This is a genomic window from Ruegeria sp. HKCCA0370, assembly GCF_013033705.1.
GTDB lineage: Bacteria > Pseudomonadota > Alphaproteobacteria > Rhodobacterales > Rhodobacteraceae > Ruegeria.
On the sequence record NZ_WQEP01000013.1, the window covers coordinates 25,908 to 43,449 of the forward strand.

General features: G+C 54.5%; 17 protein-coding genes. 11 read left to right on the forward strand and 6 right to left on the reverse strand.

Going from position 1 to position 17,542, the window contains the following annotated elements:
* Positions 1–26: 26 nt before the first annotated feature.
* From GOW31_RS19850 to GOW31_RS19880, 7 genes are read left to right on the forward strand one after another with little or no spacing between them, the layout of a single operon-like run.
* A complete protein-coding gene (locus GOW31_RS19850) occupies positions 27–1,100 on the forward strand; it encodes a C4-dicarboxylate TRAP transporter substrate-binding protein (RefSeq protein WP_171172464.1) in 1,074 nt (357 codons plus the stop codon).
* A gap of 30 nt (positions 1,101–1,130) precedes the next feature.
* Positions 1,131–1,682, forward strand: coding sequence for a TRAP transporter small permease subunit (locus GOW31_RS19855; RefSeq protein ID WP_171117803.1), 552 nt, complete (start codon positions 1,131–1,133; stop codon positions 1,680–1,682).
* Entirely contained in the window at positions 1,679–2,983 is a 1,305-nt protein-coding gene (locus GOW31_RS19860) for a TRAP transporter large permease (RefSeq protein WP_058273381.1), read from the forward strand. The genes GOW31_RS19855 and GOW31_RS19860 overlap by 4 nt, the downstream gene beginning before the upstream one ends.
* Before the next feature lie 10 nt (positions 2,984–2,993).
* On the forward strand, positions 2,994–3,860 hold the full coding sequence (locus GOW31_RS19865; protein WP_171172466.1) for a dioxygenase: 867 nt from the start codon (positions 2,994–2,996) through the stop codon (positions 3,858–3,860).
* A 21-nt stretch (positions 3,861–3,881) separates the two neighbouring features.
* Positions 3,882–4,688, forward strand: a complete 807-nt coding sequence (locus GOW31_RS19870) for an amidohydrolase family protein (RefSeq protein ID WP_171172468.1) — start codon at positions 3,882–3,884, stop codon at positions 4,686–4,688.
* 20 nt (positions 4,689–4,708) lie between these two features.
* Positions 4,709–5,062 (forward strand): hypothetical protein, encoded by a 354-nt coding sequence (locus GOW31_RS19875; protein ID WP_171172470.1) that lies wholly within the window; start codon positions 4,709–4,711, stop codon positions 5,060–5,062.
* Positions 5,059–6,189: a cytochrome-c peroxidase gene (locus GOW31_RS19880; RefSeq protein ID WP_171172472.1), complete on the forward strand. Its 1,131-nt coding sequence runs from the start codon at positions 5,059–5,061 to the stop codon at positions 6,187–6,189. The genes GOW31_RS19875 and GOW31_RS19880 overlap by 4 nt, the downstream gene beginning before the upstream one ends.
* Here GOW31_RS19880 and GOW31_RS19885 read toward each other — a convergent pair.
* Entirely contained in the window at positions 6,176–7,366 is a 1,191-nt protein-coding gene (locus tag GOW31_RS19885) for an alanine--glyoxylate aminotransferase family protein (RefSeq protein ID WP_171172474.1), read from the reverse strand. The two genes, GOW31_RS19880 and GOW31_RS19885, sit on opposite strands and share 14 nt — an antisense overlap.
* 163 nt (positions 7,367–7,529) lie before the next feature.
* Here GOW31_RS19885 and GOW31_RS19890 point away from each other — a divergent pair, with 163 nt between their 5' ends.
* Together GOW31_RS19890 and GOW31_RS19895 are read left to right on the forward strand one after the other, a co-directional pair.
* Complete coding sequence (locus GOW31_RS19890) at positions 7,530–10,349, forward strand: FAD-binding and (Fe-S)-binding domain-containing protein (RefSeq protein ID WP_371813791.1); 2,820 nt, start codon at positions 7,530–7,532, stop codon at positions 10,347–10,349.
* A gap of 9 nt (positions 10,350–10,358) precedes the next feature.
* Positions 10,359–11,033, forward strand: a complete 675-nt coding sequence (locus GOW31_RS19895; protein WP_171172478.1) for a GntR family transcriptional regulator — start codon at positions 10,359–10,361, stop codon at positions 11,031–11,033.
* Between the two features lie 42 nt (positions 11,034–11,075).
* Here the strand turns inward: GOW31_RS19895 and GOW31_RS19900 are convergent, their stop codons facing one another.
* The 5 genes from GOW31_RS19900 to GOW31_RS19920 all read right to left on the reverse strand — a co-directional run bounded on the left by GOW31_RS19900 (position 11,076) and on the right by GOW31_RS19920 (position 15,695).
* Positions 11,076–12,152 (reverse strand): Ldh family oxidoreductase, encoded by a 1,077-nt coding sequence (locus GOW31_RS19900; protein WP_171172480.1) that lies wholly within the window; start codon positions 12,150–12,152, stop codon positions 11,076–11,078.
* Positions 12,142–13,014 (reverse strand): ABC transporter permease, encoded by an 873-nt coding sequence (locus GOW31_RS19905; RefSeq protein WP_170512646.1) that lies wholly within the window; start codon positions 13,012–13,014, stop codon positions 12,142–12,144. Before GOW31_RS19905 ends, GOW31_RS19900 begins: the two co-directional genes overlap by 11 nt.
* Positions 13,011–13,820, reverse strand: coding sequence for an ABC transporter ATP-binding protein (locus GOW31_RS19910; RefSeq protein WP_170646556.1), 810 nt, complete (start codon positions 13,818–13,820; stop codon positions 13,011–13,013). Before GOW31_RS19910 ends, GOW31_RS19905 begins: the two co-directional genes overlap by 4 nt.
* Positions 13,817–14,758, reverse strand: coding sequence for an ABC transporter substrate-binding protein (locus tag GOW31_RS19915; RefSeq protein ID WP_254441774.1), 942 nt, complete (start codon positions 14,756–14,758; stop codon positions 13,817–13,819). Before GOW31_RS19915 ends, GOW31_RS19910 begins: the two co-directional genes overlap by 4 nt.
* Before the next feature lie 145 nt (positions 14,759–14,903).
* Positions 14,904–15,695 carry a fumarylacetoacetate hydrolase family protein gene (locus GOW31_RS19920; RefSeq protein WP_253282550.1) on the reverse strand — a complete coding sequence of 264 codons (792 nt, stop codon included), beginning with the start codon at positions 15,693–15,695 and terminating at the stop codon, positions 14,904–14,906.
* Positions 15,696–15,899: 204 nt separating this feature from the next.
* Between GOW31_RS19920 and GOW31_RS19925 the strand changes: the two genes are divergently transcribed.
* Positions 15,900–16,640, forward strand: coding sequence for a FadR/GntR family transcriptional regulator (locus GOW31_RS19925; protein WP_254441775.1), 741 nt, complete (start codon positions 15,900–15,902; stop codon positions 16,638–16,640).
* A 194-nt stretch (positions 16,641–16,834) separates the two neighbouring features.
* Positions 16,835–17,518 (forward strand): fumarylacetoacetate hydrolase family protein, encoded by a 684-nt coding sequence (locus GOW31_RS19930; protein ID WP_171172484.1) that lies wholly within the window; start codon positions 16,835–16,837, stop codon positions 17,516–17,518.
* Positions 17,519–17,542: the final 24 nt, after the last annotated feature.

Sequence of the window (17,542 nt, forward strand, 5' to 3'; positions counted from 1 at the left end):
AGACCCGACTTTCTGGGAGGAGAGAAATGAAAAACTGGACCAAACGCAGTCTAATGGGCGCCGCTTTAGCTAGCGTTATGGCGCTGCCCGTTGTCGCAGAAGAAACCATTTCCGCGATCGTGATTGATGGTTACCCGGACCGGGCATTGTGGGTGAAGGAATTCACAAACTTCTTTATTCCCGAAGTGGACAAGCGGTTGGCCGAGTCCGGCAACTACAAGATGAACTGGCAAGAAAACTATGGCGGTTCGATCGTAAAGCCCAAGGGCGTTCTGGAAGGCGTACAGCTGGGTTTGGGGGATATTGGCATCGTCACAACCATCTTCCATTCATCCAAGCTGCCTAGTCAGGGGATCTCGGGCTCGACACCATTCGTCGCGTCGGATGCCCGTGCAGTGGCCAAGGCGGTTGACGAGATCGCGCGAGAATACCCGGCTATGCAGAATGAGTTTGCTGCGCAAAATCAGGTTTATCTGGCGACGGGCGTTGTGCTCGACACGTATCAGATGTTCTGCTCAGAGCCGGTCGAGAAAGTTGCAGATCTTGAAGGACGCAAGATCGCGGGTGCCGGCCTGAACTTGCGCTACCTCGAGGGTATCAAGGACTCGGCGGGCGTACGCGGAGGCCTCACTGATTTCTACAACATGGTTCAAACCGGCCTTGTCGATTGCGTGATGATTTGGCCGGAAGCTTCCAAGACGTTCAAGATCGTAGAAGTGGCCCCTTACATGTTGAAGGCAGACCTTGGCGCGGTGAATACAAAAACAGTCACAGTCAACGCCGATTACTGGGCAAATCTGCCTGACGAGGTCAAAGACGTACTCCAGGCCGTGGCTATCGACTACCGTGACCACGTGGCAGGTATTGCAATGGATCGAGCCGCTGCGTCACGAGATGCATTTGTAGAAGCTGGCGGATCGATCATTGAAATCTCGGACGAAGACCGCGCTGCGTGGGCAAATGCGATGCCCAATGTTGCGCAGGAATGGGCTGCAACGCTGAATGAGAACGGCGAGCAGGGCACAGATATGCTGGCCGCTTATCTCGGCAAGCTTCAGGATGCCGGTTTCACTGGTGTGCGGGACTGGACGGCCGAATAATCGTTCAGCGACCCGAGAAAGGGGCCAGACATGCTGAAGACCGCAGTTGCCGTCCTGTCGCGGGTCGCCAATTCGCTTGCAATAACCGCCAACGCCTTGGGCACGCTCGTCGTCCTAGCGTTGGTGGTCATTCTGAATGTCGACGTCGTTGCGCGCGGGCTGTTTTCGGCTCCGCTTCGAGGCACTTACGAAATGGTGCAGTTCTCGGTCGTGATGATTGTTTTTCTGCAATTGCCCGACGTGGTCAGGGTGGACCGGCTGACACGTTCGGACGGGTTCCTGAACCTGATACACCACCGCCGCCCCGGCCTGACGGCCAACCTCAGACGCATTATAAACGCCGTCTCGGCGATCTTCATGGCCTTGATCGCTTATGTGACCTTCCCTGAATTTCTTCATATGTGGGAGACGCAGGACTATTTCGGAGTTCCGGGTCTTTTCACACTGCCATGGTGGCCGGTTAAACTGGTCATCGCGTGCGGTACTGCGCTTGCCTGCGTGATTTTCCTGCTCAAGGTCGTCACGGCGCAGGACCGCCCGCAACTTATTCGCACACCTGAACATGACGAGGACGCAGAATGACGCCGATTGAGATTGGCCTGATCTCGGTCGTAGCCATCGTCTTTCTGATTTACGCGGGCGTCTACATTCCGATTGCTTTGGGCGTGGTCTCCTTCGTGTCGATCTGGCTGATGCGGGACAACTTCACGCTTGCGCTCAACCTGCTGAAGGTTGCGGTCGGCGACAGCGCGATGGAATACAGTTTCGCGACAATCCCGCTGTTTACCTTTATGGGCCTCATCGTTTCAAAAGCGGGACTAGGCAGGGACATTTACGAGGTCATGACCATGCGATTTCGCAAGGTCAAAGGCGGGATTGGAATGGCCACGGTCGGAGCCAACGCCGTCTTTGCCGCAGTGACCGGATCGTCCATTGCATCCGCATCCGTATTCACCAAAGTTTCAGTGCCGCAGATGATGGCGCAGGATTACAACCCACGCTTTGCTGTTGGCGTGGTGGCCGGGTCTTCGGTTTTGGGCATGATCATCCCGCCTTCCGCGATGCTGATCATCTACTCCTTTGTTGCTGAACAATCCGTAGGGGACATGTTCCTGGCCGGGGTCATTCCCGGGATCATGTTGGCGATAGCCTATGTCGGCGCGATCTGGGCCATGGGCCGATTCACACCGGCGTTTGTCGGTGGCCGCATCGTGGCAGATACCGAATGGATGTCCGGGCGCGAGATTGCGTCCAAAACGCTACCAACTCTTTGCATCATCACTATCGTTCTTGGGGGGATCTACACTGGCTGGCTTACTGCGGTTGAGGCAGGAGCAGCCGGTGCCTTCGTGGCGTTGATCATCGCTGTCCTGCGCAGATCCATGTCACCAAAAGCGTTCTGGGACGCGTTGCTGGAAACCGGTCATATCACAGCGGCGATCTTGTTCCTGATCACTGCAGCGTCAATTTATAGCCGCATGCTGGGACTGGCGGGGCTGCCCAACCAGTTGCAGGACCTGCTTGCGGGGAATTCCGCGTCCTTCTGGTCGATTATGCTGCTGTACGTCCTTTTGATGCTGTTTTTGGGAACACTGCTGGATACGGCTTCGATCATCCTGATCGTTGTCCCGCTGTTCCTGCCTATGGCCGAAGCGCTGGATATGTCGCTGATCTGGTTTGGTATCATCACCGTGGTCGGCGCCGAAATCGGGCTTTTGACCCCGCCACTAGGCATATCCTGCTTCGTCATCAAATCGACGATCAATGACGACCGCATCTCGCTGAAGGACGTGTTTATGGGCGCGCTGCCCTTCGCGTTTGTGATGCTAATCGTTCTGTTCATTCTGATCGAGTTCCCGATCCTCAGCCTTGCCCTGATTTAAGGAGGCCAAGATGCGCTCTGTCACCAAAGACAATATCACCGATGTGTTCATGGGATACCTGTCCAAGGACACTGATCCGCGGATGCGTGAAATCATGGGGTCTCTGGTCAAGCACCTCCACGATTTCGCCCGTGAAACCAACCTGACGCATGACGAATGGCGCACGGGAATTGCATTTCTGGAGGGGTGCGCCGCTGTGGAAACCGAAGATAGGCATGAGTTTGTCTTGGCCTCGGACGTGTTGGGACTGTCATCGCTGGTGGATATGCTCCATTCAACTCCAGATGCCACAAGCTCGTCTGTTCTTGGGCCTTTTCACGTTTCTGGCGCACCGCCACTGCCATTCGGTGGTGATATGAAGCGTCACTACGATGGGCCGGTTCTGCTGGCCGAGGGCGTTATCAGGGATGCAGAGGGTAATCCGATTGGCGGTGCAGAGCTCGACATCTGGCAAACGGCGCCAAATGGAATGTATGCAAGCCAGGATGAAGAACAGGACACCTTTTCTTTTCATGGCCTGATGACCACTGGTGAGGACGGTAAGTATGCATTCACGACCGTCAAGCCGGTCGAATACACCGTGCCGTCAGACGGGCCTGTCGGGGACATCCTGCGCGCCTGCGGTCGCCATCCTTGGCGACCGTCGCACTTGCACTATATCGTTAAGGCACCCGGGCACAGATCCTTAGTTACCGAGATTTTCCCCGACGACGATCCCTACCTGGATCAGGATACAGTGTTTGGTGTTCGGGATGACCTGGTGATGACTTATGTTGAAAGGCCGGCTTCAGAATTTCCCGAAGGCATGGAACTTTCTGGTACGATCACCGAACCATTCTTGCACGTGAAATTCGACGTGACGCTTGCCAGATTCTGAATAATATCGAGGAGGCATGTGGTGCTGAAACAAATCTGCATTTTGAGTGCCGCGCTGTTTTGCAGCAGTGCCATCGCACAAGAGCGCCCGATCTTTGACGCGCATATTCATTACAGCCACGACGCCGTCAAACTGGTGCCACCAGAACAGGTGGCTAAAATCCTTCGGGATGCGGGCGTGCGGAAAGCACTGGTTTCCAGCTCGGATGACAATGGCACTCAGCTTTTGTTAGCCGCGGCACCGGACATCGTCGTTCCAGCACTGCGCCCGTACCGTCGTCGCGGTGAAATCAACACATGGATGCACGATGAAACTGTAATTGATTATTTGGAAGAAAACCTGGCCAAGAACGACTACGAAGCCATCGGCGAGTTTCACGCTTACGGTGACGACATCACAACGCCGGTCATCCAGCGCGTGATTGCACTGGCGAAAGAGCGGAACCTCATTCTACACCACCACGGCGACCGAGAGGCAGTGGACCTGATCTTCGAAACCTGGCCTGAAGCTCGGGTATTGTGGGCGCACTCTGGCTTTGATGATCCAGCGAGCGTTGTTGACGCGCTGGACACGTATCCCAGGCTTTGGGCCGACCTGGCGTTTCGTTCAGACATGGCTTCACGAGGCAGAATTGACCCCGATTGGAAGGAGGCTTTCGAAGCCCATCCGGATCGTTTCATGGTTGGTACGGATACATTTGCCCCGGAACGTTGGTATTACGTAGGACCTCATGCCGATTTTTCGCGTGAATGGTTGGATCTGCTGCCGGATCGGATCGCAGACAACATCGCGTATGCCAACGCAGAACGTTTGCTGACATCAAAATGATCCGTTGCGCCGTCTGTTTTATGATTTGGTCCAGCACGGCTTTTGCTTGTGATGTAATTGGGCAACGTATGATTTCGGAAGTTCAAAACGCACCCGAGGTTTATCTTTCCGTCGATGAAATTCCGTTGGCTCAACCGTTTTCCGTACTGGTTTCTATTTGTAGTGAAACTGCCGTGGGCCAAATGCGTGTGGATGCAATCATGCCCGCTCATCGACACGGTATGAACTATACCCCCAAAGTTAGCGCATTGGGCGGCGGAGCGTTCCGTGTTGATGATATGCTGTTTCACATGCCGGGTTTGTGGGAGCTGCAGGTTGGTGTCGACATCAATGGCCAATCAATTTTCTATACGTCAGAAATTACGCTGAAATGAAGCTGTGGTTTACAGCTGCGCTAATAGCCCTGACAGGTGCAGTGCGTGCAGAGGTCTTGTTGTCTGCAGACGAAATTGAACAAGCGCTTTCCTTTGGGCCTTGGCCACCATCCTTCCATTCGGACCCAAGCAATAGAGTTTCGAACAATGCCAGAGCGATCGCGCTTGGAGAGGCCTTATTCAACGATCCGGTGTTGTCCGTCGACGGTGCATTTTCTTGCGCAAGTTGTCATGATCCGGAACAGGCATTTACAACTCCAGAGGCGCGGACGCTCGGCCGTGTATTGTTAGATCGAAACACTCCATCACTGCGGAACCTGGCCGGACTCCGCTGGTATGGGTGGGGTGGCAAAAGCGATAACCTTTGGGCGGCCAGTTTGCATCCAATCATCGAAGCTGAAGAGATGGCGCATACCAACGCAAGCCTAAAGACAGCCATCTCGGAGAGTGCCTACACTGATGACTTTGAAGCAATTTTTGGTGTCATCCAAGATCAAGGCCCAGAGCTTGTTCTGGTGAATACTGCGAAAGCTCTTTCGGCTTACTTGGAGACTTTGGTGACCGACCGGACGCAGTTTGACGATTTTCGCGATGCCTTAGAGCGTCGAGATTTTCCAGCGGCTGCCTACTACCCCGAGGCAGCGCAGCGAGGTCTTCAGCTGTTTTTAGGGCGCGGGAATTGCGTGTTTTGCCACAACGGCCCGAGGTTTTCCAACAATGAGTTTCATGACGCCGGCGTTCCGTATTTTCTGAGCGAAACCGAAGTCGACGAAGGGCGGTTCGGAGGACTGAACTTTTTGCTGTCAAGCCCTTACACACTGGGCGGAAACTGGAACGACGATTCGGAAAAGCAAGGTGCTTGGGTGGTGCGAAAAGTACGCAGGAGCCATTCTGACTTTGGAACCTTTCGGACGCCCAGTCTGCGGGGTGTGGCTGATACTGCCCCTTACATGCATGACGGTAGTTTGATCGACTTGGATGCTGTGATAAGACACTACAGCGAATTAGATAAGGAAAGGCTTCACGCCGATGGTGAGTCGATACTTTCCGAACTGAATTTGACGGAACGGGAGATCGCGGATCTTGTGGCGTTTTTGGAGTCTCTGTCCAGCGTCACGCAGCCTTGAGATGCTCCAACGCAGCCTGCGTGCCGCCTGCGTTATGAGGCACGCCGCTCTTGTCGAGCCCCATTTCTACGCCTGAGAGTGTGGCCATCAACATAAGGTCGTTGAAATCGCCCAAGTGACCTATGCGGAAAACCTTGTCGGCCACTTTGGACAGGCCGTTTCCAAGTGAAATGTCGTAGTGCTTCAGCGCAGTCGCACGGAAGGCGTCGGCGGAATGCCCTTCCGGCACTTTGACAGCGGTCAGGACTCCCGATTCCTGACCTTGGCGAGCACACAGAACCTCGAGACCCCATGCCTGCACGGCAGCCCGTGTCGCGGTTCCGTGGCGCGAATGCCGAGCAAATACGTTGTCCAGCCCTTCTTCATGCAGCATGTCGATGGCCTCAATTAATCCGTAAAGAAGATTGGTTCCGGGGGTGTAAGGGAAAAACCCTTTCTGGTTTGGCCCGACCATATCCTGCCAATCCCAATAGCTGCGTGGTGTTGTCACGGTTTTTGAATTCTCCAACGCACGATCACTTACAGCATTGAAGCTCAAACCGGGTGGTAGCATCAGTCCCTTTTGCGAACCTGAGACGCAAACATCTACGCCCCAGTCATCAAACCTGAAATCGATCGATGCAAGGCCGGAGATTGAGTCGACCATTAGAAGTGCAGGGTGTTTCGCTGCGTCCATAGCCCTGCGCACGTCCTCGATAGGCGAGACAGACCCTGTAGAAGTTTCATTGTGGACGACGCATACCGCCTTGATCTCGTGCTGACTGTCTGCGCGCAAGCGGTCTTCGATCTGATTGGGGTCCGCACCGCCACGCCAGTCCCCTTCAATCAACTCTGGTAGCAACCCAATTTTTCCAGCCAAGTTACTCCACATGAATGCGAAATGTCCTGTTTCGTACATAAGAACTTTTCCGCCCGACGACACTGTGTTCACAAGCGCAGCTTCCCACGCGCCTGTACCGGATGAAGGATAGATAAAGACGTTTTGTTCTGTCTTGAAAATCGTTTTCATCCCAGCGAGAGCCTTGTGGCCTATTTCTGCAAAATCTGGCCCCCGGTGGTCGATGGTCTGCATGCTTATGGCCTTCAGGATGCGTTCCGGCACAGCACTTGGCCCTGGGATTTGCAAGAAATGTCTGCCCGCCTGGCGCATCTGAACTGATCCTTCCGTTGGTGTCATGAAAGTGGCGTGATTACCTATTGGAAAAATTTAATTATGAATTCATTATTCAGTCAACGGAGAAGTGAAGCCTCTAGTTGGCTAGCTGGGAAGGGAGGGCGACTCGATGCTTGAACATGAATCGTTGCACCGCCGACTGCTGTCTGATGTACAGGGTGAGGTGATGGCTGATGCGGCATCTCGTGCACGGTATTCGACCGACGCTTCGATCTATCAGATGGTACCGAAGGCCGTGGTGGTTCCCCGATCCACAGAAGATATTCAGGCTGTGATGACTGTTGCGCGCGACGAAGGAAGCTCCGTTCTTCCGCGCGGCGGCGGTACATCGCAATGTGGGCAAACGGTCAATCAAAGCGTTGTTCTGGACAACACCAGGCACTTTAATCGTATTCTGGACGTGGACGTTGAGAACTGCATCGCCCGCGTTCAACCGGGTGTCGTTCTGGATCAACTGAACCAAGCATTGAAGCCGCATGGTCTGTGGTTTCCTGTCGATCCTTCAACCGCGTCTCGATGCACTTTGGGAGGGATGGCGGCCAACAATTCGTCGGGTGGAAAGTCTCTGCGCTACGGGATCATGCGCGACAACGTCCGAGCAATAAGTGCAATCCTCAGTAACGGCATGGAAGCACGGTTCAGCGCCGATACGGCGGCATCTGGCGAGTATGCGGATCTTGTTGAAGACATGCGTGCTCTGGGGCGTCGCGAGGCTTCGGAAATTGATGCCCGGTTTCCCAAAGTTCAGCGCCGTGTAGGCGGATACAACATCGACGCGCTCGTAGGTAACGATGTCAACATGTCCCATTTGCTGGTGGGATCAGAAGGCACGCTGGCCTATTTCACGGAATTGGAGCTGAAACTGGCGCAATTGCCGGGCGAAAAAGTTACCGGCGTATGTCATTTCCCGACATTCCGTGCGGCAATGGAGGCTACGCAGCACCTCGTAACGCTCAGACCGCAGGCGGTAGAGTTGATCGACGACACCATGATCGAATTGGGGCGTGAAATCCCGCTGTTCCGCAGTACGATTGAGGCGTTTGTAGAAGGCAGCCCTGAAGCGTTGTTGTTAGTGGAATTTGCTGAGGGTAGCGCTGACGCCAATGCTGCAAAGCTGGTCGAGCTATCGCAACTGATGGGAGATCTCGGGTTTGATTTCAGCGGGACTGAAAACCGTTGGGGCGGGATTGTATCAGTTACTGATACCAAACTGCAAAACTCGATCGCCGAATACCGAAAATCCGGGTTGAACGTTATGATGTCGATGAAGGAGGCCGGCAAGCCGATCTCTTTTGTGGAAGATTGCGCCGTCCCGTTGCCTGATCTCGCCGATTATACCGCTGGCCTGACGGAAATTTTTACCCGGCACGGCACAAAAGGGACATGGTACGCGCATGCCTCAGTCGGGTGTCTCCATGTTCGTCCTGTCCTGAACATGCGGCAGGATAAAGACGTCCGGACAATGAGGGCGATTGCCGAAGAGACCTTTGATCTAGTCAAGAGATACAAAGGGTCTCATTCAGGCGAACACGGTGATGGGATCGTGCGATCAGAGTTTCATGAAAAGATGTTCGGCCCGCGTATCGTTTCCGCGTTTGAACAGGTTAAGGCCCGGTTTGACCCTGCCGGGCTAATGAACCCCGGCAAAATCGTGCACGCGCCTGCCATGGATGATCGCCGTCTATTCCGCTACAGCCCGGACTACTCAGTTCGGCAATTCGAAACGGCGCTGGACTGGTCCGCTTGGCCGGGTGCCGGAGGAGGATTTCAGGGTGCCGTCGAGATGTGCAACAACAACGGTGCGTGTCGCAAGCTCAAGGGCGGAGTAATGTGTCCTTCCTTCCGTGCGACGAGAAACGAGCGTGATGCCACACGTGGGCGGGCAAACACGTTGCGTTTTGCCATCAGCGGGCAGTTGCCGGGTGGTTTAACTTCAGACGCAATGCAGGACACGATGGAATACTGCGTGTCTTGCAAGGCTTGTGCGCGTGAATGCCCGACTGGCGTCGATATGGCCCGCATGAAGATCGAAGTACTTTCAGCAAAGCGCAAAAAAGACGGGCTGACATTGGCTGATAAATTAATAGCTTATCTGCCGAGATATGCGCCAAAAGCTGCAAAAGTCGCGTGGTTATTGAATGCTCGGAACAAAATTGGGCCCTTGCGTACGCTGTTGGAGAAACCAACTGGAATTTCGGCGCGACGTGACCTGCCAGTGTGGTCCTCCGACCCGTTCCGGGATGTCGAGGCCCAAGACACAGATCCGCAGGTGCTTCTATTTGCCGATGTGTTCAACCGATATTTCGAGCCAGACAATCTGCGCGCCGCTGTCCGGGTTCTGCGTGCGCTAGGGCTTCGGGTCGCCATAGCAAGAGATGACCAAACAGGAAGGCCGCTGGATTGCGGGCGTACTCTGTTGGCTGTGGGTTGCTTGGAAGAAGCGCGTCACGAGGCACAGCGCGTGATTGACGCGACGCGAGAAGCGGTTGCACAGGGCATACCGGTAGTCGGTCTCGAACCTTCTTCTATCCTCACTTTCCGGGACGAATATTTGGCTCTTTGTCCGGGGCAGGATGCGGAGTTGCTGTCCAATGCCACTCATACCTTTGAGGAATTTCTGGCCAAACAGCCGGAACTGCCTCTCAAAGCGATAGATCGCCCCATCTATGTGCATGGTCATTGCCACCAGAAAGCGCACGATGCCGTCACACCGATGGTTAACTTACTTAAGCGTATTCCCGCATCACAGGTTCATATGCTTGAAAGCAGTTGCTGTGGTATGGCAGGGGCATTTGGATACGCGCCCGGCACTATTGATGTCTCGATCAAGATGGCGGAACTCGACCTGTTTCCAGCTTTGGAGGCGGCGCCTGCGGATGCAATTGTTGTGGCCGATGGAACATCATGCCGCCACCAAATCGCCGAAGGTACGCAGCGCCAAGCAATGCACGTCGCGCGCCTGCTGGATATGGTCCTTGAATATTAGGATGTGGATATGAACCTGACGGATAGCATTAATCGCCCGACCCTTCATGAAGAGTTGGTCGAACGCTTGCGCAATCTTGTCGTCGAAGACGTTTTGAAACCGGGTGAGAAAGTGCCCGAGAAACAGCTTTGCGACTCATTGGGTGTTTCCCGGACACCATTGCGAGAGGCCCTAAAGGTTCTTGCATCCGAAGGCTTTGTGGTGCTTCAAGCCAACCGGGGTGCCCGTGTCGCGAGTGTTACGAGGGAAGAATTGGAAAAAACGTTTCCAGTGCTCGCAGCGCTTGAGCAACTGGCGGGGGAACTAGCGTGTCAGCAAATGGACGTTGCGGAAATTCAACGGATTGAAAGTAGCCACGAGGATATGCTGAGCGCGTACGAGGCGCGTGATCGGCAGGCGTACTTTAAAGCCAATCAAGACATCCATCAGGCACTTATAAAGGGCGCGCGAAACGACATACTGGGAAACCACCACAAGCTTTTGGCCGCGCGGGTCCGCCGTGCACGTTTTATGGCCAACTTGTCGGACGAGCGTTGGGCACAGGCAATTAACGAACATGAAACCATGATGGAGTTGCTCAAGGCCCGAGATGCAGATGGGCTTGGTAAGGCTATGAAACTTCACATGATGAACAAACTTTCGGCGCTTGTGAAAGCGCTGAAGCCAGAAGTGACGCCTCGCTAAACCCTGGTCAAAAGTGCATACCGGCTTCCCAAAGATATGCCGCTAGTCAGTGTTAACATCAGGAAACGGGGGAGTCAGTCCACAGTCCAGGGCAAGATTGTTGAGGTCTCGGCAAAGAGCGGGGTTGAGGCTTACACCGTCTTTGCGACGGGCCTCAGCTGCGGCCGTTTTTCCGTCTCCGGGCAGGCGTACCGGGTCATGACCGGGCAGGGGGGCGGATGCGCGCATTTCAGAGAAGACGCGGGCTGCATTCGAAGCAAAGTCTTTTTCCATTCCAAAGGCCGCCGGATCAAGCGCCATTACGAATTGGCCTGTGTTTGTGGATGAGGTTGTGTCTGATGTGAAGTTGACCACGTCAGAGCCGAAGGCAGCGCCGTTCAAGACTCCGGCCATCAACCCTATGGCCACGGAAAGGCCGAAACCCTTCGGACCTCCGATCGGCAAAAGAAACCCTTCTGATTTGCGGGCAGGGTCCGTTAACGGATTGCCATCACGCCCAACCATCCAACCTTCGGGCATAGGTTCGCCTTGCTGCAACAGGGTCTTGATCTTGCCCATCGCGGCAACTGTCGTCGCCATATCAAACACAAACGGGTCGGGACCATCGACGGGGGCGGAAAAAGCAATGGGATTGGTACCAAGAAGCAAGTCGCTACCGCCATAGGGCGGGACGTGGTTCGCGCTGCCCACTGCCGCGGCCATACCAAGCAGCCCTGCCTCGGCTTGTGGACGTACATAAAGTGCCAGTGGTCCAGCATGATTGCCGCGCCGAACACCAACCCATCCGATGCCGGCCTCTTTTGCCTTTTCAATTGCAAGATCCCGAGCCGCCGACATAGCCAGATGGCCGAGGCCGTCATCTCCGTCGATCAAAGCAGTTGCAGCGGTCTCATGTACTACTGTGACTTTGGGCGTAGGATTGGAGCCACCTCCCGCCAGCCGGGCTAGGTACTGTCGAAGGCGAAAAACACCGTGCGTGCCATAGCCATAAATGTCGGCCTCAACCATCGTCGAGGCCACCTTGTCCGCATCTGATTTTGGCACACCTCGAGTTTCGAGTGCGGCCGCCACAAATTCACGCAGGGTGTGGCAGTCAATTTTCAAAGGCTCAGAAGTCATCTCTTCCCACCTGTTCCTTGTGCCAGAACACCAATTTACGCTGTGTCCAAACCACCGACGCAAATACGACCAGACCGACAAGGCTGAGATACAGGATTAACGAGAAGACGCGCGGCGTGTTGAGCTGCGAGGCGGCAACCCGAATAAGTTCGCCAAATCCCTTGCCACCGCCTAGGAATTCTCCTGTGATCGCACCGGCCATAACGCCGACTGCTCCGATCTTGAGGCCGGTAAAAATCTGCGGCAGGCCAGTCGGCAGTTTCATCTTGAACAATGTCTGCATCCGACTTGCGCCCATCGTCTTGAAAAGCATACGCGCGTTTTCATCGGCGGCGTGAAGCCCAGCCGCAGTACCGACCACGATTGGAAATGTCGCGATAAAGGCAGCAAGTGCCACCTTCGATTCAATACCAAAGCCCAACCACGCTACAAAGAGTGGGGCAAATGCCACTTTTGGCATGGTATCTATCGCCACCAGGTAAGGCATCACTGCCTTTTCACCAAATGCCGTTTCCCCCACCAATACGCCCAGCGAAAAACCGATCGCGATCGCCAGCGCAAAACCGTAGATCACTTCTTTGATTGTGATCCACAGCGCTCCAAGCATATAGCCGCCAGTCAATAGATTTTGTCCCACGAAGATCATATCTTTCAGGGTTTCCAACGGTGTAGGCAGAATGATCGGGGAAACCAGCTTAAGGCTCGTCACGATTTGCCAAGTGCCGACGAAAACCACGAAGACAAAGGTCATCGCCAGCCAGCGTGGGACCGAGTCGATAAAGTGAACTTTTTGTTCCCATACAGTGTCTTCTGCGGTGTCGGCGTCTTTTAGGGCAGGTGAGTAGTTATGAACGTCGCTCACATTTCTTCTCCCTTATCCAGGAGGCCGCGAATGTAGTCTACAATAGCGCCAAACTTGGGTGTGGTCATCATATCCAACGTGCGTGGGCGTGGCAGATCGACCTTCACAATTTCGGCAATCCTGCCCGGGCGTGGTTTCAACACGACGATTTCGTCGGACAAAATAACGGCTTCCTGAATAGAGTGCGTAACAAGAAAAGCAGTCGCATCCTGTTCATGGCAAATCCGCTGCAGTTCCATATTCATCATGTCGCGTGACAGCTCGTCCAGCGCGCTGAATGGTTCGTCTAACAAAAGTACAGCTGGTTCTGTGATCAGCATACGGCAGATTGAGGCGCGCTGTGCCATGCCGCCCGACAATTCGTTCGGGTATACGTCTTCGAAACCCTTCAAGCCCACGATGTCCAATAGTTCGTGAGCCTTGCCCATTGCTTGCTTGGCGGCTGCCTTTCCGTCGCGGATCTCGATTGGCAACACGATGTTTTCCACCGCTGTTTTCCAGGGAAATAGTGTCGCCTGTTGAAACATCATACCAATATCTCGACGGGGACCGGTGACTGGCAGGCCCTGTAGGATCACACGCCCTTTGGTGGGAGGGATCAGACCCGCCATGATCTTGAGCAGAGTGGATTTCCCGCACCCGCTGGACCCAATTACAGAAGTGAAGCTTCCTTTCCGTAACGTCAGATTAATGTCCTCAAGCGCAACAACAAGGTTGCGTGCATAGGTCTTGCTTAAATGGGTCAATTCGTAGACCGGCGTGCCCAAGGGCGCGCCGGAAAACTCTTTTGCGGCTGCAGCGTTCATTTGCTGGCGGCCTCGTTGCCGATGGCGGCAAATTCATTGGTCCAGGCAGCGCTCAAGTCATCAAGCGGTCCCGGAATTTCGCCACCTGCAACAAGTGCGTCTTGCCATTCCTGCCAAACTTCGGCGGGGTACCATCCCAAACCGTTGCTTGGATCCGCTGCTATGGTTTTCGAACGTACGGCATCGAACAGCGCTGACTGGAACTCCTTGTCCTCGCCTTCCTGCGGATTGCCGTCCGCCAGGTGCTTCAACACAGCTTCGCGGTTGGCATCATCCAGCGCAAAGGCATGACCACGAGCGAAAGCGCGGCTCCAGGCCTCGACCAGTTCGCGGTCGTTGGCGATTGTGTCGGCCATTGTGGCGATGCCGTTACCGAAGAAACGCCCGAATTCTGCAGGCGTAATGTCACGCACTGCCATTCCGCGTTGGTTCAGAATTGCCGTGTCAGCGGTGGACGCGGAATACGCGTCGATTTCGCCATTCAGAAAAGCCGCGGTCGCAGGGCCACCGTCGCCGACAGTCAGGAAGGTATAATCTTCACCTTCTTTCATTCCTGCGCCGGTCATCACATTGCGCGCAAAGCCCACTTCTGCGCCATCAGCTGTACCTGTCCCGATAACTTTGCCCCGCAACTCTTCAACGTTTTGGATGTCAGAGTCTTCGGGCACTGCGATGCCAAAGTTGCTGCGCGCCGCAACATTGTAAATATGCACGGCATCCACATCACGCGAGCGTGCTGCAATCAAGGGGCCGGGTCCCGGGCGACCGAAGTGCGCCTGTCCGGCGGATAATGCCTGAAGCACGGCTCCCGAACCGTTGATCGCCTCGACGGTCACGTCCAAACCTTCGTCCGCGAAGTAACCTTCTCCAATGGCGACAAAAACAGGAAATGAGTTGATCGCCGATGGGCTCGGCTGCACAAAAGTGATCTTACGCAAGTCCTGCGCAAAACCTTTTGTTCCCAATGCTCCCGCTATCGGAACTGCCGAAAGCAAGGACGCTGTGAAAGTCCTTCTGTTCATCATTTTAGTCTTCCTCCCTTGCATGGTTGGCATCCAGCAGCTTCAGAGATGCAGGAGCCACTTACACGGCGCGCACGGTATTCCTGAGCGTGCCGATTTCTGAAATTTCACAAACCACCGTGTCCCCGCCTTTTAGGAACTGAGGTGGGTCCATTGCGTATCCGACGCCAGACGGCGTGCCGGTCGCCAGTACGTCGCCCGGTTCCAGGGTCAGGCCTTCTGATAGGGATGCGATCAGCGTTGGAATGTCGAAAATCATGTCCGACGTAGTGCCGTTTTGGCGCTGTTCTCCGTTGACTGTTATTCCAATGGACAATGAATGCGGATCGCTGACCGCGTCAGCAGTCACTATCCAGGGACCCAATGGGCAAGAACCATCTAAACCTTTGCCTTTGAAATACTGCCCACCATGTCGGCGTTGAATGTCGCGTGCGGTGATGTCATTTAGGATAGTATAGCCGTATACATGGTCGTATGCGTCAGCCTTGGCTATATTTCGCCCCGGTTTCCCAATCACAACTGCCAGTTCAACTTCATAGTCAATGGCTTGTGAGACCGAGGGGAATATCAGAATGTCTGCCTCTGGCGCCACAATCGATGTCGGCGGTTTTGTGAAGAAAACCGGATGCTCTGTTACACCAATTTTTTGGTTTTGTGCACGTTCGCCCTCGGCGATGTGTTCAGCGTAATTGCGCCCCACACAGAAAACGTTCTTACGCGGGGAAGGAATTGGCGCGAGAAACGGCGCGTCATCCGGGACCAATGCGTCCTTTAGATTACCTACTTCGGCCGATAAAACGAGGCTATTCAAAACGCCAAGCGTATCTTCTCCGCCTGCGATCAGCTGCTGCATTGAACCCGCGTCCAGCGCTTTGCCAAGCACTTGCGCTGCGCGCAAAACGTCCAACTTGCTGCCATCGTTTAGTATTGCCACGCAAACGGCGTGGCCTTCTACGGAAACAGTTGCTAACCGCACTCGGCACTCCTCCCTCGTGCTGATGTCAAGCTGTGGTCACGGATACCGTCCAGCGACTCGTTTTTTGCTTTTGTCTTGCCCTTGAGTTTTTTCCGACTTGGCGTTTCAATCAATCAACCAATCACCAAATTGGGTGGAGATATGAACGCACCAACCGAACTCGCGCAAAGTGTACGCGACCTGATTAACAATGCCGGCTACAGGCATAACGACAGGCTCCCACCTGAACGTGAGCTGTGTTCAAAACTCGGGACAACTCGCAATCAGTTGCGAAGAGCGTTGGCAGAGCTTGAGGCCCAGGGGTTGATCTGGCGTCATGTGGGGCGGGGAACATTTGTTGGTTCCAGGCCGGTTCTCAACCTCACCGATGTAACTTATTTGGGCAACCAAATTAAACCTGAGCAGGTTGTATCCGTTAGATTTACGATCGAGCCGCAGCTTAGCCGCCTCGCAGCGCTCCATTCCACACGTTCCGATCGTGAGCAAATGAGGCTTTGCGCGGACAAATGTCGTACCGCAGAGGATTGGCGCACGTACGAAGCTTGGGACAATAATTTGCATTACGCTATAGCCCGCTCCACTCGTAACCAGCTCTTTTTATACTTCTTTGAGACTTTGAATTCAGTTCGAAGATCGATTGTTTGGGGGCAGCCACGCGAAACTTTAAAGCCCACAGAAAACTATTCCAGCTTTAGCGAACATGATGTGATCGTGTCTGCCATAGCAAAGGGCGACTGTGAGCTTGCGGCCAGTGCCATGGTGGATCACCTGAAATCGGTTTATTCGCGGGTGCTGCCTACGAGCATCCAGTCCGACAGCTGAAGTGGCGCTGGCGCCCAACCAATTCGGGAAATGGTCGGGGCAGATTGTGGCCGTTGGTCTTGCAAAACAGCCTGAATTTTGGCGATGACTTGGTAAGCCGCCGCGTCCATTTGAATGTGGCGTGGCATCGGTCGGAAGGTATCTGACCGTTTGGAAGTCCGATCTTTGGCAGTTGAACGTTCAGGAGGAAAGCGATGTCCGATCATGTAATTCCCGCGCCGCAGGTGCATGTCATACCCGTAGCGGGCGGCGGCACGTTCCCGGTCCGGCGTGTCTACTGCATTGGGCGAAACTACGCGGCGCATGCAATTGAAATGGGCCATGACCCGAACCGGGAACCTCCATTTTTCTTTCAAAAGAACCCGAACAATTTGGACCCTTCAGGGGAATTCCCGTACCCTCCGCACAGTTCCGACGTGCACCACGAAGCAGAAATGCTTGTTGCGCTCAAGTCCGGCGGCACGAATATCTCGGTGGACGATGCATTGGATCATGTCTTTGGGTACGGCCTTTCGCTTGATATGACCCGTCGCGATCTGCAAGGACAGATGAAAAAGATGGGCCGCCCGTGGGAAATTGGGAAAGCGTTTGAGCGCTCGGCGCCATGCGGACCAATTCACAAGGCATCAGAGGTCGGGCATCTCGACAGAGGTCCGATTACTCTGACGGTGAATGGTGAAGTTCGGCAAGAAGGCGACTTGAACCAAATGATTTGGAAAGTCCCCGAGATGATCTCGTACCTGAGCGACTACTTCGAGCTTGCGGCCGGTGACGTTATCCTTTCAGGGACACCTTCTGGTGTTGGTCCCGTCAACCGAGGGGATGTTATGGTCTTGGCCGTCGACAAGCTGGGCAGCCTGAACGTACGCGTGACTTAGAACCTGCTGCGACGACCTTACATT

Excerpts from the sequence above, each read along its gene's own strand:
- GOW31_RS19850 (WP_171172464.1), top strand. The coding sequence starts at position 27 with ATGAAAAACTGGACCAAACGCAGTCTAATGGGCGCCGCTTTAGCTAGC.
- GOW31_RS19855 (WP_171117803.1), top strand. The coding sequence starts at position 1,131 with ATGCTGAAGACCGCAGTTGCCGTCCTGTCGCGGGTCGCCAATTCGCTT.
- GOW31_RS19860 (WP_058273381.1), top strand. The coding sequence starts at position 1,679 with ATGACGCCGATTGAGATTGGCCTGATCTCGGTCGTAGCCATCGTCTTT.
- GOW31_RS19865 (WP_171172466.1), top strand. The coding sequence starts at position 2,994 with ATGCGCTCTGTCACCAAAGACAATATCACCGATGTGTTCATGGGATAC.
- GOW31_RS19875 (WP_171172470.1), top strand. The coding sequence starts at position 4,709 with ATGATTTGGTCCAGCACGGCTTTTGCTTGTGATGTAATTGGGCAACGT.
- GOW31_RS19880 (WP_171172472.1), top strand. The coding sequence starts at position 5,059 with ATGAAGCTGTGGTTTACAGCTGCGCTAATAGCCCTGACAGGTGCAGTG.
- GOW31_RS19885 (WP_171172474.1), bottom strand. The coding sequence starts at position 7,366 with ATGACACCAACGGAAGGATCAGTTCAGATGCGCCAGGCGGGCAGACAT.
- GOW31_RS19890 (WP_371813791.1), top strand. The coding sequence starts at position 7,530 with ATGGCTGATGCGGCATCTCGTGCACGGTATTCGACCGACGCTTCGATC.
- GOW31_RS19895 (WP_171172478.1), top strand. The coding sequence starts at position 10,359 with ATGAACCTGACGGATAGCATTAATCGCCCGACCCTTCATGAAGAGTTG.
- GOW31_RS19900 (WP_171172480.1), bottom strand. The coding sequence starts at position 12,152 with ATGACTTCTGAGCCTTTGAAAATTGACTGCCACACCCTGCGTGAATTT.
- GOW31_RS19910 (WP_170646556.1), bottom strand. The coding sequence starts at position 13,820 with ATGAACGCTGCAGCCGCAAAAGAGTTTTCCGGCGCGCCCTTGGGCACG.
- GOW31_RS19920 (WP_253282550.1), bottom strand. The coding sequence starts at position 15,695 with ATGCAGCAGCTGATCGCAGGCGGAGAAGATACGCTTGGCGTTTTGAAT.
- GOW31_RS19930 (WP_171172484.1), top strand. The coding sequence starts at position 16,835 with ATGTCCGATCATGTAATTCCCGCGCCGCAGGTGCATGTCATACCCGTA.